At 68.4% G+C, this 12,364-nt stretch carries 15 protein-coding genes; 8 read left to right on the forward strand and 7 right to left on the reverse strand.

The window, feature by feature from the left end:
• Positions 1-29: 29 nt before the first annotated feature.
• A complete protein-coding gene (locus ACZ6DT_RS24030) occupies positions 30-2,942 on the reverse strand; it encodes an AfsR/SARP family transcriptional regulator (protein ID WP_465599028.1) in 2,913 nt (970 codons plus the stop codon).
• A gap of 535 nt (positions 2,943-3,477) precedes the next feature.
• On the opposite strand from ACZ6DT_RS24030, the gene ku reads away from it, so the two are divergent.
• On the forward strand, positions 3,478-4,422 hold the full coding sequence (ku, locus tag ACZ6DT_RS24035; protein WP_465599030.1) for a non-homologous end joining protein Ku: 945 nt from the start codon (positions 3,478-3,480) through the stop codon (positions 4,420-4,422).
• Here the strand turns inward: ku and ACZ6DT_RS24040 are convergent.
• Positions 4,409-5,056, reverse strand: a complete 648-nt coding sequence (locus tag ACZ6DT_RS24040; RefSeq protein WP_465599032.1) for a B3/B4 domain-containing protein — start codon at positions 5,054-5,056, stop codon at positions 4,409-4,411. The two genes, ku and ACZ6DT_RS24040, sit on opposite strands and share 14 nt — an antisense overlap.
• A 10-nt stretch (positions 5,057-5,066) precedes the next feature.
• Positions 5,067-5,678, reverse strand: a complete 612-nt coding sequence (locus ACZ6DT_RS24045; RefSeq protein WP_465599034.1) for a LysE family translocator — start codon at positions 5,676-5,678, stop codon at positions 5,067-5,069.
• Between the two features lie 149 nt (positions 5,679-5,827).
• Between ACZ6DT_RS24045 and ACZ6DT_RS24050 the strand changes: the two genes are divergently transcribed.
• Genes ACZ6DT_RS24050 through ACZ6DT_RS24060 form a run of 3 tightly spaced genes read left to right on the forward strand, consistent with a single transcriptional unit; the run spans position 5,828 to position 7,373 of the window.
• Positions 5,828-6,328, forward strand: a complete 501-nt coding sequence (locus ACZ6DT_RS24050; protein WP_465599036.1) for an ATP-binding protein — start codon at positions 5,828-5,830, stop codon at positions 6,326-6,328.
• On the forward strand, positions 6,328-7,212 hold the full coding sequence (locus ACZ6DT_RS24055) for an alpha/beta fold hydrolase (RefSeq protein ID WP_465599038.1): 885 nt from the start codon (positions 6,328-6,330) through the stop codon (positions 7,210-7,212). Before ACZ6DT_RS24050 ends, ACZ6DT_RS24055 begins: the two co-directional genes overlap by 1 nt.
• Entirely contained in the window at positions 7,209-7,373 is a 165-nt protein-coding gene (locus tag ACZ6DT_RS24060; RefSeq protein ID WP_465599040.1) for a CsbD family protein, read from the forward strand. Before ACZ6DT_RS24055 ends, ACZ6DT_RS24060 begins: the two co-directional genes overlap by 4 nt.
• A 48-nt stretch (positions 7,374-7,421) precedes the next feature.
• Here ACZ6DT_RS24060 and ACZ6DT_RS24065 read toward each other — a convergent pair whose 3' ends face one another.
• Complete coding sequence (locus ACZ6DT_RS24065) at positions 7,422-8,528, reverse strand: cytochrome P450 family protein (RefSeq protein WP_465599042.1); 1,107 nt, start codon at positions 8,526-8,528, stop codon at positions 7,422-7,424.
• An 87-nt stretch (positions 8,529-8,615) separates the two neighbouring features.
• Here ACZ6DT_RS24065 and ACZ6DT_RS24070 point away from each other — a divergent pair, with 87 nt between their 5' ends.
• The 3 genes from ACZ6DT_RS24070 (at position 8,616) to ACZ6DT_RS24080 (ending at position 10,497) form a co-directional block, all read left to right on the forward strand.
• Entirely contained in the window at positions 8,616-9,071 is a 456-nt protein-coding gene (locus ACZ6DT_RS24070; protein WP_465599044.1) for a MarR family winged helix-turn-helix transcriptional regulator, read from the forward strand.
• Positions 9,072-9,187: 116 nt separating this feature from the next.
• Complete coding sequence (gene sigK / locus ACZ6DT_RS24075; protein ID WP_465599046.1) at positions 9,188-9,784, forward strand: ECF RNA polymerase sigma factor SigK; 597 nt, start codon at positions 9,188-9,190, stop codon at positions 9,782-9,784.
• The gene (locus ACZ6DT_RS24080; RefSeq protein WP_465599048.1) at positions 9,781-10,497 is read left to right on the forward strand and encodes an anti-sigma factor; all 717 of its coding nucleotides are present in this window, start codon (positions 9,781-9,783) and stop codon (positions 10,495-10,497) included. The genes sigK and ACZ6DT_RS24080 overlap by 4 nt, the downstream gene beginning before the upstream one ends.
• A gap of 74 nt (positions 10,498-10,571) precedes the next feature.
• Here ACZ6DT_RS24080 and ACZ6DT_RS24085 read toward each other — a convergent pair whose 3' ends face one another.
• Positions 10,572-11,036, reverse strand: coding sequence for an Asp23/Gls24 family envelope stress response protein (locus tag ACZ6DT_RS24085; RefSeq protein ID WP_465599050.1), 465 nt, complete (start codon positions 11,034-11,036; stop codon positions 10,572-10,574).
• 212 nt (positions 11,037-11,248) lie between these two features.
• Here ACZ6DT_RS24085 and ACZ6DT_RS24090 point away from each other — a divergent pair, with 212 nt between their 5' ends.
• Complete coding sequence (locus tag ACZ6DT_RS24090; protein WP_465599052.1) at positions 11,249-11,395, forward strand: alkaline phosphatase; 147 nt, start codon at positions 11,249-11,251, stop codon at positions 11,393-11,395.
• 22 nt (positions 11,396-11,417) lie between these two features.
• Here the strand turns inward: ACZ6DT_RS24090 and ACZ6DT_RS24095 are convergent, their stop codons facing one another.
• Both ACZ6DT_RS24095 and ACZ6DT_RS24100 read right to left on the reverse strand, forming a co-directional pair.
• Positions 11,418-11,894: an STAS domain-containing protein gene (locus ACZ6DT_RS24095; RefSeq protein ID WP_465599054.1), complete on the reverse strand. Its 477-nt coding sequence runs from the start codon at positions 11,892-11,894 to the stop codon at positions 11,418-11,420.
• Complete coding sequence (locus ACZ6DT_RS24100; RefSeq protein WP_465599056.1) at positions 11,891-12,364, reverse strand: ATP-binding protein; 474 nt, start codon at positions 12,362-12,364, stop codon at positions 11,891-11,893. The genes ACZ6DT_RS24095 and ACZ6DT_RS24100 overlap by 4 nt, the downstream gene beginning before the upstream one ends.

Genomic DNA, 12,364 nt, shown 5'->3' on the forward strand with positions numbered 1-12,364 from the left:
CCAACAGAGTACCGGAGCAGAACGGCTAATTACGCCGAGTAATCAGTCAGGTGCTGCTTGAGTTCGCGCACCTCTGCCGACTCGGAAATGCCGAGATCGGTGTACAAACGCAAAGCGAAGCGGCGATGACGTTCCGCATTCAGTCGCTTACCGAGAATGTCGAACGCCGCCGCCATCTCCTTGTGGGCGATGGGCAGCATGCTGCGATTCCCGGTCGATTCGAGCACTTCCACCGCGGTGGTGAACTGGGCGACCGCGAGTGCGGCATCGCCGAGCGCACGCGAATTGATACCGAGAGCGAGAAAACATTCCGCCTCGAGATCGGGTGATTCGTTCTCGTGCGCGAGTCTCAGCGCCTCGTCGAGTTCCTCGGCGGCTTCGGGATAGCGCCTGTTCTCGGTGTGGATCAGCCCGATCCGATGCCTGGCGCGGGCTTCGATGAGCACGCTGCCGTGGGCATGAGCGGTCTCGCGGACCCAGCCGAGGTGCTCGATCGCCTCGTCCGACTCGCCTTTCAGCCAGTGGGTGACCCCCGAATTGCCCCTGGCCCGGCATTGCATCCGGATGTCGCCGGTGGTCGCGGCCAATTCGAAGACCTCGTTGAACAGCCGGTTCGCTTCGGTGAACTCGTTGAGCCGCCACAGGGTCAGCGCGTACATGTGCAGGGCCTGGTACTCGAGGACCACGTTCCCCGTGACCCGCGCGGCGGACAGGGCGAGGGTCTCCAGCTCCCTGGCCTGCCGGTAGTAGCCGCGGTTGTCGAAGTAGCGCCACACCGCCGAGCAGAACGGCACGAGGTCCGAATAATGCTGGTGGTTGTTCATCGCGACGGCCACCGGCAGGACGTTCTGCCATTGGGCGTCCATCCAGTGCGCGGCCTGGTCGTAGTCCGCGAAGGACTGTCCGTACTCGCTCTTCGGGACCTCGAGGCCGCCCGGTTCCTCTTCGGAATCCGGGTCGATGAAGTCCATCGCGGCCGCGACGGTGCTGCGGTAGTAGTCGAACAGCCGCCGCATCATCGCCTCGCGCTGGTGTTCGGGCTCCTCGGCGAGCAGGAGTTCGCGGCCGTAGCTGCGGAGGAGGTCGTGCATCTCGTACCGGTTCATCGACGGCTGGCGCAGGAGATTCACGTCGACGAGGCGTTCGGCGAGACGACGGGCCTCGCCGAGGTCCACTTCCGCCAGCGCCGCCGTCGAATGGAGATCGAAAGCGGCGCCGGGATGATGGCTCAACCGGCGGAACACCCGGCGTTCGGTTTCGCTCAAGTTCAGATAGGACACCCGGAACGCACCCGCGACGTCGCGTTCCCCCGCGGTGAGCTCGCCGAACCGGTTCCGTTCGTCGCGCAGCTGCCGGGCGACGAAGTCGAGCGTCCATGACGCCCGCGCGCGCAGCCTGCTCGCCGTGACGGCCAGCGCGAGCGGGAGATCGCCGCACAGGCTCGCGACCTGGTCGGCCGCGTCCGGGGATTCCCGCTTCAGCCGGGAAGGTCCGACGATGCGGCCGAGCAGGTCCACCGCGTCGGCCCGGCTGAACGGTTCCAGGGACAGCAGTTCGGCGCCGTCGAGGTCCACGAGCCGGGTGCGGCTGGTGATCAGCACGCAGCAGCTCGCCGAACCGGGCAGCAGCGGGTTCACCTGCGTCGCCCCGATGGCGTTGTCCAGCACCAGAAGTACGCGTTTGCCGGCGAGGCAGCTGCGGAACAACGCCGCGCGCTGGTCGGTCCCGGCGGGGATGTCCGAACCCTGGATGCCGAGCGACCTCAGCAGCGCTTCGAGCGCGGACCCCGGATCGACCGGGTCACCCGCCGGCGAGAACCCTTCGAGGTTCACGAACAGCTGCCCGTCGGGGAACAGCGAGGCGAGCCGGTGCGCGGCGTGGACGGCCAGCGCGGTCTTGCCGACACCGGGCATCCCGTCGATCGCGATCAGCCGTGGCCCCGCGGAGGAGCCGTCCTGGCCGATTTCGAGGACGGCCCGCAGTTCCGCGGCGCGGCCGCCGAACGCGGGAAGATCCGCGGGAAGCTGCGCGGGGCGGGGGAAGAGCGCCTTCTGCGCGTCCGCGTCCGCACGTCGCCCGACGGTGTCCATTCCGGCCCGGAGCCCGCCGACGCCGTACCGGACGAGGGCGCCGTCCTCCATCAGTTCGGCGTCGGCGCGCAGGATCTGCTGGTGCAGCGCGCTCAGTTCGCTGCTCGGGTCGACGCCGAGCTCTTCGGCGAGCGCGATCCTGGTCCGGTCGAACGTCCGGAGCGCGTCGGCGCCGCGGCCCGCCCGGTAGAGCGCCAGCATGGTGAGGCACTGCAGGGTTTCGCGGGTGGGATGCCAGGCGGCGAGGTCGAACGCCTCGCGGGCCGCCGCCTCGGTCTCGCCGAGCCGGAGCCTGGCGCCGATCAGGAGTTCGCAGGCGGCGAGGCGTTCTTCGTCGAGACGCCGTGCCGTCTGCTCGATGGCGTCGCCTTCGAGACCGTCGAAGGCCGGGCCGCGCCAGAGCGACAGCGCGTCCGCGAGTTTGACGGCCGCCTGCGAGATCAGCCCAGCCGCCAAAAGTTCGGCGCCCTGGTTGTAGTCCGCTTCGAATCGGGCCGAGTCGAGCGAAGCGCTGCTGATGACGACGCGGTACGCCGAGCCGGTGGTGACCACGGCGGACCGGGCCACGCCGAGGTCGTGCCGCAGCCGCGCGATCGCGTTGCTGACCTGGCGGACCGCCGTCTTCGGCGGGTTCTCCGGCCACATCGTGCCGATCAGGTACGAAACCGGGACCAGCCTGCCGGCGTTGATCAGCAGGGCGGCGAGAAGACGCTGCTCACGGCGTCCGCCGAGCCGGACGGGCACGCCGTCGACTTCGACTTCGAGCGGGCCGAGAACGGAGAAGCCGAGTTGGGAGCCGTGGGCGGCGGTCCGGGGAGATCTCGCCGAATCGGGTAAACGATCAGCGGTCATATGCGACTATGTCGTCCGAGACCGTGAGCGTGCTCACGCACTACCTCCAGTCCGTTCGCCGGCTGATCGGCACCCTAACCCACCGCTTCGGCCTCCAGCCAGGTCAGCGCGGGGGCACGCCGTACGGCATTCGGCCTAACGGGCGCGCTCGTGGCTGCCCTGGAACGGGTTCGATTCTACGCCCGGTGACCCCTGATCTGCGCGGATGCCCGGCGGTGAAGAGCCGATGTAATTCCGATGCAGGGCCTTGGAAAGCTGAAGACATCAGCTGGCGGCTCGGCGCGACGGGGCAGCGCGCCGAACCGTGTGTAGGGGCTCCGCGGCGGTTGGCCTTCGAACTGGGGGTGGCCAACCGCCCTGGTAGCCCTTTCCCGGCGCAGGTTGCTTCCTCCGGTACGGGGTGGCGTTCGATCTCGCCTTCACGCTGGTGTTCCTCGGCGTCGTTCTCCCGCAGTCCCTCGCTTTCAGTCGCTGACCAGGTGTGATCCGCCGCCGTCGCGGGTACCAGGTGGCTGGAGGAGAGGAGTGTGTGCCCATGCGCCCGGTCTGGAGTGGTTCGCTTTCACTCGGTCTGGTGACGGTGCCGGTCCGGTTGTACAGCGCGGTCGAGGACCACACGGTGCACTTCCGCCAGTTCCAGCGCGGCACCGAAGACCGCATCCGGTACCGGCGGGTGAACGAGCGCACCGGCAAGGAAGTCGGTTACGAGGACATCGTCAAGGGTTACGAGCTCGACGGCGGCGACTACGTGGTCGTCGAACCCGAGGAACTCGACGAGATCGCCCCCGGGCGGTCGAAGTCGCTCGACATCGAAAGCTTCGTCGAGCTGGAGGCCATCGACCCGATGTTCTTCGACAAGACGTATTGGCTCGCGCCCGCGAAAGACGACTTCGAGCGTCCGTACGCGCTGCTGCTCGAAGCGATGCGTTCGTCGGGCAAGGCCGGGATCGCGAAGTTCGTCATGCGCGGTCGCGAATACCTGGCGCTGGTCCGTTCCGGCGACGGCGTCATGGTGCTCAACACCCTGCATTTCGCCGCCGACCTGCGGGATCCCGCCGAGCAGCTGCCGGACCTCCCCGGCAAGGTGAAAGCACGCGGCAAGGAACTCGACATGGCCGTCAACCTGATCGACGCGATGAGCGACGACTGGCGGCCCGAGGGGTACCGCGACACCTACACCGACCGTGTGCGAGAGCTGATCAAGGCCAAGAAGAAGGGCGACACCATCACGCCCGCCACCGAACCCGGTGAGCCGACGAAGGTCCTCGACCTTTTCGAAGCGCTTTCGAAGAGCGTGGAGAGCGGGAAGGCCAAGAAGAAATCCGGGACGAAGAAGCCTCCTGCGAAGAAGACCGCGCCCAAGAAGGACTTGTCCTCGTTGTCGAAGGCGGATCTGGAGAAACTGGCTCGGGAACGGGACATCAAGGGGCGGTCGAAGATGACGCGCGCCGGTCTGGAGAAGGCGCTCAAGGCCTCGTGACGATGCCCGCCGTCGCCAGTTCGCCCGCGATGGCCTCGACCAGCAGCCGGATGTCCTCGGCCGCGGTCGCGTGCAGCCCTTCGGAAACGATGATCACCTCGGACGTCGTGGCGGAAACCGCCGAGTGCCCGCTCTGCCGGTTCGTCCACCGCCGCGCGTGGGCCTGACCCTCCTCGTCCGCGAAGATCACCTCGCCGGGGTTCGGTTGTTCGACAGTCCCGGCGAAAGTCACGTATTTCTCGTCGCCTCGAGCGTGGCGGACCTCCAGCGAACCGCTGATCTTCGCGACGTCCAGTACCGCGACGGGAATGGCGTAGGCGACCGAAACCGCGTTGCAGAGGTCGATCACCGGGTGGATCCGGGGGAGTGAACCTTCTTTCCGCAACCGGCGCAGCAAGGACTCCGACGCGCAGCGGTACTGCGTCGGCTTCAGGCCCATCTTGGCGAACGCCCGGCGCCAGGCTTGGATCTCGGGGAACTCCGATTCCGGGCCATCAGCTAGCCGTCGTGTCGCCCGCTCGACGAACTTCTGCAGGTCGACCGGCGTTTCCGGGGTGACACCGACGGCCTGGAGCGTGCCGACGGCGAGGCCGGGGTGGGCGGCGTGGATCTCTGGGTGGTGCTGGAGTCGCATGCTGGACCTTCTATTGGGTGGTGAACGCGAGTTTGGCGCCGAGCGCGGCGAAGGAACCGGCGAAGATCCGCCGGAGCCAGGCGAGGACACGCGGCCGGGAAAGAACGTGGTGCCGCACGCCGGCGGCGAGGACGCCGTACCCGCTGAACACCACGAACGTCGCCAGCATGAACACCCCGCTCAGCAGCAGCATCCGGGGGACCGAGCCGGGTTCGCCCGCCGGCACGAATTGGGGCAGGAACGCGAAGAAGAACAGGGTCAGCTTCGGGTTCAGGAAGTTGATCAACACGCCGGAGGTGATCGTCCGCAGGGTCGACGCGGGTTCGGGATCGCCCTCCACGACGATCGCTTCCCGGTCCTTCAGCGTCGCCCACGCCATGTAGAGCAGGTAGGCGACACCGAGGTACTTGAGGATCTCGAACGCCAGCGTGCTCGCGTGCAACAGCGCCGCGAGACCGGTGATCGCGGCGACCATATGCGGGATGATGCCGAGGGTGCAGGCGGTCGCGGCGATGACGCTCGCGCGTCTCCCGCGAGCCAGTCCGGCGGAAAGCGTGTAGACCACACCGGTACCGGGCGTGGCGACCACGACCAGCGTGGTGATCAGGAAGGCGATGCTCACGCCGATCACTGTGCGCGCGGTTTGGCCCCGTGGACAGAGCCAAAGCCCGCTCGACCCACTGGACCAAAGGCTTGCGTGAGGCGGCCTGACGGCTTCACCGGATGGGGTGGCATGATGCACGCTCGCACGTCGACGAGGAAGGCCTTGGTTTGAGCGCGCGCACTTCCCAGATGGACGACCTCCGGCTGGTGGCACAACCGAATGCCGTGTTGTGCTCCGAGCTTTTCGTCCGTCTCATCCTGTCGGATTGGTCCTTGCGGCCGTTGCTCGATCAGGCGAAGACCGCCGCCGCCAGAATGGTGGGCGCGCTCGTCGACGTGGCCGACCCGAAGGAACCGCCGTTCCTCACGCTCAGGCTGCGGTTGCGCTCGGACGTCCTGGTCATCGAGGTCGACCACGACCTGGACGGGCTTCCCGCGCCCACGCCCGCGCCCGGTGAGCGGACCGGGGTGGCGCCGGGCGAGACAGGGGGCGTGACCACGTGGTGCGAGCTGCCGCTGCCCGGTGGCCTGTCGGCCGGACAGGTCCAGCTGCCGCGGCGGGGCGACCGCCGCACCCTGGTGGACGAGCCGGTCTCCGGTGCCCCCGTCGGCGCCGATCCCGAAGTCCTGGAACGACTTCTGACGCGGCTGAGCGGATGGTCCGGCTGATGGGCACGAAGCGCGTCACCACACCGGTTCTGGAGATCGCGTACGAACACGCCGGTGCCTCCGGTGGACCGCCGGTGGTCCTGCTCCACGGGTTCCCGTACGACGTCCGGGCCTACGACGAGGTCGCCCGGATCCTCGCGGACGGCGGCGCCTCGGTGTACGTCCCGTATCTGCGCGGGTTCGGCGGGACGCGGTTCCTCGACGACGCCACACCCCGCTCCGGACAGCAGGCCGCGCTCGCGCAGGACCTGATCGAGTTCATGGACGCGCTGGGGCTGGAAAACGCCGTCGTCGCCGGATACGACTGGGGTGGCCGCGCGGCGTGCATCACGGCGGCGCTCCGGCCCGAACGCGTACGCGGGCTGGTCTCGGTGGACGGCTACAACGTCCAGAATCTCGCCTACGTCGGAAAACCGGCGCCGCCGGAATGGGAACGCACCTACTGGTACCAGTTTTATTTCCATTCCGAGCGCGGCCGCCGCGGGCTGGCGGAGAACCGTGACGAGTTGTGCGCCTTGTTGTGGCGCACCTGGTCGCCGACCTGGACGGGTGCCGACGCGGCGTTCCCTGCCAGCGCCCCGAGCCTCCACAACCCGGACTTCGTCGACGTCGTCATCCATTCCTACCGGCATCGATTCGGTCTCGCGGAAGGGGATCCGCGGTACCAGGCGCTCGAAGACCTGCTCGCGGAGGAACCGGCGATCACGGTGCCGACGGTCGTACTGGAAAGCGGGGACGACGGCATCGGCGGGCCGAGTGCCGCGGGTGACCGCGAGTACTTCACCGGACCGTACGACCACCGCGTTCTGCCTGGTGTCGGCCACAATGTTCCTCAAGAGGCGCCCGAGGCTTTCGCCGCCGCTGTGGCTTCACTGCTCAAATGAGGGTGATCACCGAAGCCGCGGGCGGCGCCACCGGCGACGAGGAACTGCGTGCGGAAGGTCAGACGGACCAGGCGAAGGCCGGTCTCATGGGTGCCGTCGAAAACGTGAAGGACGCCGTCGGCGACGCGGCGGACAAGCTCCGCGACACCTTCGAGAAGTAGCGGGCTCTCGCGGGCCGGGGTGGCGGATTTCCGCGCCCCGGCCCGCTTTCAGCCGTGCAGCGTTACCGGCAGACTCGTGAGCCGCGTGCCCTGGATCCCGCCGAGGAACGTCTGGCGGAGTTCGGCGTAGGGCACGGCGAGCCGGGCTCGGGGGAAGTCCGTGCGCAGGACGGTCGCGACCGCCCGCAGTTCGAGCTGCGCGAGCTGGGCGCCGACGCAGAAATGCGGACCCGCGCCGAAGGTCAGATCCGGACCGGGTTTCCTGGCCGGGTCGGTGTTGATGCCCTGGATGTCGATGAGCACCGGGGCTTTGGCGGGGAGCCGGATCCCGGCGAGGTCGAGCTCCACGGTCGTGAACCGCCAAAGGGTGAACGGTGCTGGTGGGTGCTCCCGGAGGGTTTCGCGGACCAGGTCGCCCTCGGGGGCGGTGTCCCCGTTCAACAGCCGTGAGATCAGGAAACCGATTGAAGCGTCGGTGGTCAGTTGCCCGGCGAAGATCAACGCGAACAGGTGGTACCGCAAATCCTCTTCGGACGTCTCGGGCGGGAGGTTGTCGCGGAGTTCCTTCGCGAGCCCGTTCCGGTTCGGCGTCAGCCCCGCGGCGGCGAGGTCCGCGATCGCGGCGATGGCCTCGCCCTGGGCGCCCGGTGCGGGGTCGGACATGCGGCGGCAGGCGTCGACGGCGGCGTCGAGCAGCCGGAGCGGGATGCCGAGCAGGTCGAGCAGCACGGTGAGCGGGAAACGAGTGGAGAAGCCGTCCATGAGGTCGACGGTCCCGTCGCCGAGTTCCGTCAGTAGCGCTTGCGCGATCCGGTGGATGCGGTCCGACTGCGCCTGGATCCGTTTGGCGCTCAGGAGCGGAGCGTGCGCTCGCCGCAAGAGCGTGTGATCGGGACCGTCCAATGTGGTGAGTGACGGCTGTTCGGCGGCGGTTCGTTCGAGTCCGGTCCACTCCTCGGGGGCCAGCGCGGGGTCCTTGGCGACGCGCGGGTCCGACAGGACCTCGCGGGCCAGCTTCTCCTCGGTCACGATCCACGCGCTGCCGCCCTCGGGCGCGGCCACTTCGACGAGAGGGCCGGCGGCTCGCAGCGCGGGTCGGACAGGATCGGGCTCGGTGATGCCGCGGGTCTTCGCGGCGAACGGATCGGGGAGCACAGGAACTCCTTCATGAGAAAGTAGCTTCAGTGTGAAGATATATTTGCGACCGGTAGGTTGTCAATGCACTCGAGTCGAGGAGGGGTGATGGAGGATCGGATCACGTCGCTGCTGGACGGCCTCCGGAGCTTCGGGGCGAACTACACCGAGTTCACCCGGCGTTTCGCGAACTGGCTCGGCCTGCCCGCCACCGACGCCGCCGCGCTGGTGGAGATCCTCTACGCCGAAGACGCCGGTTCGCCGCTGTCCCCGTCCCGGCTCGGCGGACGCATCTCGCTGACCTCCGGCGCGACCACGAATCTGCTGAACCGGCTGGAGAACCTCGGCTACGTGGTGCGCACCCGGGAGAACACCGACCGGCGCGTGGTGACCTTGCGCAGCGGCCCCGACATCCGAGGACCCGCGCGGGAATTCTTCGGCCCGTTCAGCGCCGGGCTCGCGGCGCTGGTCGCGGAGTACCCGGCGGAGGAGATCGAACGGTTCGAGTCCTTTCTGCGGCATCTTCGGTCCACAATGGACAAAGTGCTCGAAGAACAGGGTTGAGACTCCGTTCGAGTGTTCTCACCCACCTGACCAGTCCGCCACGCCCTCGGCGCCGAATCCCTCCTTGACGCCGGGGAACCGCGTAGCCGGGCGTCGGGTGAGGTGGAGGCAGCTTGATGGTCGAGGGTGTGCGGACGAGTCCGCGCGGAAGCGGCGGCGCCGGGACGGAGCCTGCCGAAACGAGCTTGATGCAGCGGGTCGCGGCCGGTGACGAACAGGCGTTCGCCGACCTGTACGACGTCGTGGCGGGACCGGTGTGGGGAGTGGTGAACAGGGTCCTTCGTAACGGCACGTTCGCCGAGGAGGTCACTCAAGAGGTCCTGGTGGAGGTGTGGCGGACCGCCGCGCGGTTCAAACCGGGCAAGGGGAGCACGCTGGCCTGGGTGCTCACCATCGCGCACCGGCGGGCGGTGGACAGGGTGCGTTCGCATCAGGCCTCGCTCGACCGGGACGACCGTGCGGGCAGACTCGATTTCCGGCGTCCGTTCGACGAGGTCGCCGAGTCGACGATCAGCAATCTCGAGCAGCAACGGGTGCGCCAATGCCTGTCCGCGCTGACCGACCTGCAACGGGAATCGGTGGTGCTGGCCTACTACAACGGTTACACCTACCCGGAAGTCGCGGAAGTGCTCAAGACCGCGCCCGGCACGGTGAAGACCCGCATCCGCGACGGCCTGATCCGGTTGCGTGACTGCTTGGGGGTCGGGCAATGACGGCGGAACTGCACACGCTGACCGGGGCCTACGCCCTGGACGCCGTCCCCGAGGAGGAGGCCGCGGCGTTCAAGCGGCACCTGCGGGGTTGTCCCTCATGCGGCCAGGAAGTCCGGGAACTCCGGGAGACCGCGGCGCGTTTGGGGGCGGCGATCGCCACCGCGCCGCCGGCGAGGCTGAGGGAAGCGACGCTCAGGCAGGTCGCCGGAACCCGCCAGTGGCCGCCGCTGGTCGCTGTGGCGCGTCGAGACGGACCACTGAAGACGCGGATCGCCCTGTGGGGTGCCGCGGCGGCCGCCGCCGGAGCGCTGGTGTTCGGCCTGGTCACCACGAACATCGAGCCGGTGACCGATCCCGCGCCACAGCGGCTCGCCTCGGTGAACGCGGTGCTCACCGCGCCCGACGCCTCGACGGTCAAGGGCACCGAGAGCGGGACGACCACGGTCGTGACTTCGCGGAGCCACGGCAAGATCGTCGTGCTGGCGGGCGACCTGCCGCCGTTGGCGCCGGGTAAGGCTTATCAGGTCTGGCTTCTCGGAGCGAGCGGCGTGCATTCGGCCGGACTGCTGGCACCGGACGGTCCACAGCGGACTCTTCCGGTCCTCGCGGATCTGCCCGGTGGGATCGACCGGGTCGGCATCACCGCGGAACCCGCCGGAGGTTCACGGGCGCCGTCCGCCCCGGCCGTCGCGATGATCCCCCTCGGGGTGTGAGCGGAGGGGGATCATGCGTGATCGGAAGGCGAACTCGCGTGATCGGAAGGCGAACTCGCGTGTTGGGAAGGCGATCACAGGACGCGGCCGGATTCGGTGGTCTCGTCGGCGTCGTCGTCGCCCGGGACGTGCACGTCGGACACGTTGATGTTGACCTCGACGACCTCGAGCCCGGTCATCTGCTCGACCGCGCCGATCACGTTGCGGCGCACCGATTTGGCGAGATCCGCGATCGCGACGCCGTATTCGACGACGATCTGCAGGTCGACCGCGGCCTGACGTTCGCCGACCTCGACCGACACGCCCTGCCCGGCGGACGCGGTGGCGCCCGGGATGCGCTCGCGCAACGCGTTGAACGCCCGCACGGCGCCGCCGCCGAGCGCGTGGACACCGCTGATCTCGCTGGTCGCGAGGCCCGCGACCTTCTGCACGACGGTGTCGGCGATCGTGGTCACGCCCTGCGTGGAGACGAGGGCGCTGTTCTCGGTGGGGGCGGCGGAGTTCGAGTTCGGCCTGGTGGTGGTGACGGCGTTCGTCATCGCGCTCTCCTGAAGTTCGGTTTCCGTTTGCCTGCGGGGGAAGTTCTTCCCTTCACCACTCCATAGACCCAGCGGCGCGAAGAACGTCACGACCTGATCGTGTGGTCTGGATCTCACGGTCCGCGGGTATGTCTTCCGGTCCGCTCAGCTGGCCGGGCCCTGGTTTTCGCGCGCCTTCTCTGTTAGCAACAGTTCCTAACTATCGGGAGGCGATGTGGGCGGGCGGGGACTGGACGACCCACGACCACACCGGCTCCGACACTCCGGTCACCGCCGAAGGCCCCGGCGCCACCCGGCTGGGCGGCACGGTCGAGAACACCGACGTCCACTGGGTGACGCGGGCGGCGAGCGGCCTTTGACGGTCAGGGCCGCGCCGGTCTCTCACCGTGGAGGTTCACCGGGGTGGCCGGAGGCATCGAGCGCTTCGTCCACGGTGTGATAGAGCCGCAAAACAGTGTCGAGTCCGGTGATCTCCATGGGCCGGATGACGGTGCTGTTGGAGTCCACGGCGATGCGCAGGGACTTCCGGTGTGCTTTCGCGTGGCTGTCGGCGGCGACCAGGGTGGCGAGGCCCGCGGAGTCCAGGAAGTTCACCGTGGTCAGATCGAGAACACACGCACTGGCGGTTTCGTCCAGTGCCGCGATGAGAACCGTTCGCAGCTTCGGCGCGGCTTCGGTGTCGATCTCACCGGTCACCGCGATGACGACGTCACCCTTCACCGGACGGCTGACGATGCCCAAGTCCGGGGGCGGTGGCTCGGCCTGCGGGGGTTGGCTCACAGTGGTGGACGGTAGCGGACCGGCGACGCGGTAGGACGCGTCGCCGGTCCGGATCCCGCCGGTTTCGGTGCGGATCACCGCGGGCTACCGCTGCTCCAGTCGCGAGCCGCGGTCAGGTGTGGTGCGTGACCGCTGCTTCCTTCGCGGTCCAGTGCCAGCTCGGCCCACACGGTCTTGTGCCGGGCGTGGTTTCGCACACCCCAACGGGAAGAAAGCCGGTCGATCAGCATCAGCCCGCGCCCGCCGGAACCGTCCGGGGCCCGCCGTCGCGGTTGACGCGGCGAGGCGTCGTCCACCTCGATCCGCAGATACCGGCCTTGGTGGGTGAGCTCGAGCCGGCAGGCGCGCGGAGCGTCACCGTGCCGGTGGGCGTTGCTGATCAGTTCGTCGGCCACCAGGACCGCGTCGTCCACGGTGAGCCCGCGATAACGTGCCAACGCTTGACGTACGCCGTGCCGGATGTCCTTGGTCGCGGTCGTGTCCAGGTCGTAGGTCACGTCGCCGGCATTCAGCTCGGTGCACTCACTATTCCCCGGCTGTGTCGACAT

The organism is Amycolatopsis sp. NPDC041971 (assembly GCF_055588925.1).

Excerpts from the sequence above, each read along its gene's own strand:
- ACZ6DT_RS24060 (WP_465599040.1), top strand. The coding sequence starts at position 7,209 with ATGAGGGTGATCACCGAAGCCGCGGGCGGCGCCACCGGCGACGAGGAA.
- ACZ6DT_RS24055 (WP_465599038.1), top strand. The coding sequence starts at position 6,328 with ATGGGCACGAAGCGCGTCACCACACCGGTTCTGGAGATCGCGTACGAA.
- ACZ6DT_RS24040 (WP_465599032.1), bottom strand. The coding sequence starts at position 5,056 with ATGCGACTCCAGCACCACCCAGAGATCCACGCCGCCCACCCCGGCCTC.
- ACZ6DT_RS24030 (WP_465599028.1), bottom strand. The coding sequence starts at position 2,942 with ATGACCGCTGATCGTTTACCCGATTCGGCGAGATCTCCCCGGACCGCC.
- ku (WP_465599030.1), top strand. The coding sequence starts at position 3,478 with ATGCGCCCGGTCTGGAGTGGTTCGCTTTCACTCGGTCTGGTGACGGTG.
- ACZ6DT_RS24080 (WP_465599048.1), top strand. The coding sequence starts at position 9,781 with ATGACGGCGGAACTGCACACGCTGACCGGGGCCTACGCCCTGGACGCC.
- ACZ6DT_RS24070 (WP_465599044.1), top strand. The coding sequence starts at position 8,616 with ATGGAGGATCGGATCACGTCGCTGCTGGACGGCCTCCGGAGCTTCGGG.
- ACZ6DT_RS24085 (WP_465599050.1), bottom strand. The coding sequence starts at position 11,036 with ATGACGAACGCCGTCACCACCACCAGGCCGAACTCGAACTCCGCCGCC.
- ACZ6DT_RS24100 (WP_465599056.1), bottom strand. The coding sequence starts at position 12,364 with ATGTCGACACAGCCGGGGAATAGTGAGTGCACCGAGCTGAATGCCGGC.
- sigK (WP_465599046.1), top strand. The coding sequence starts at position 9,188 with ATGGTCGAGGGTGTGCGGACGAGTCCGCGCGGAAGCGGCGGCGCCGGG.
- ACZ6DT_RS24090 (WP_465599052.1), top strand. The coding sequence starts at position 11,249 with ATGTGGGCGGGCGGGGACTGGACGACCCACGACCACACCGGCTCCGAC.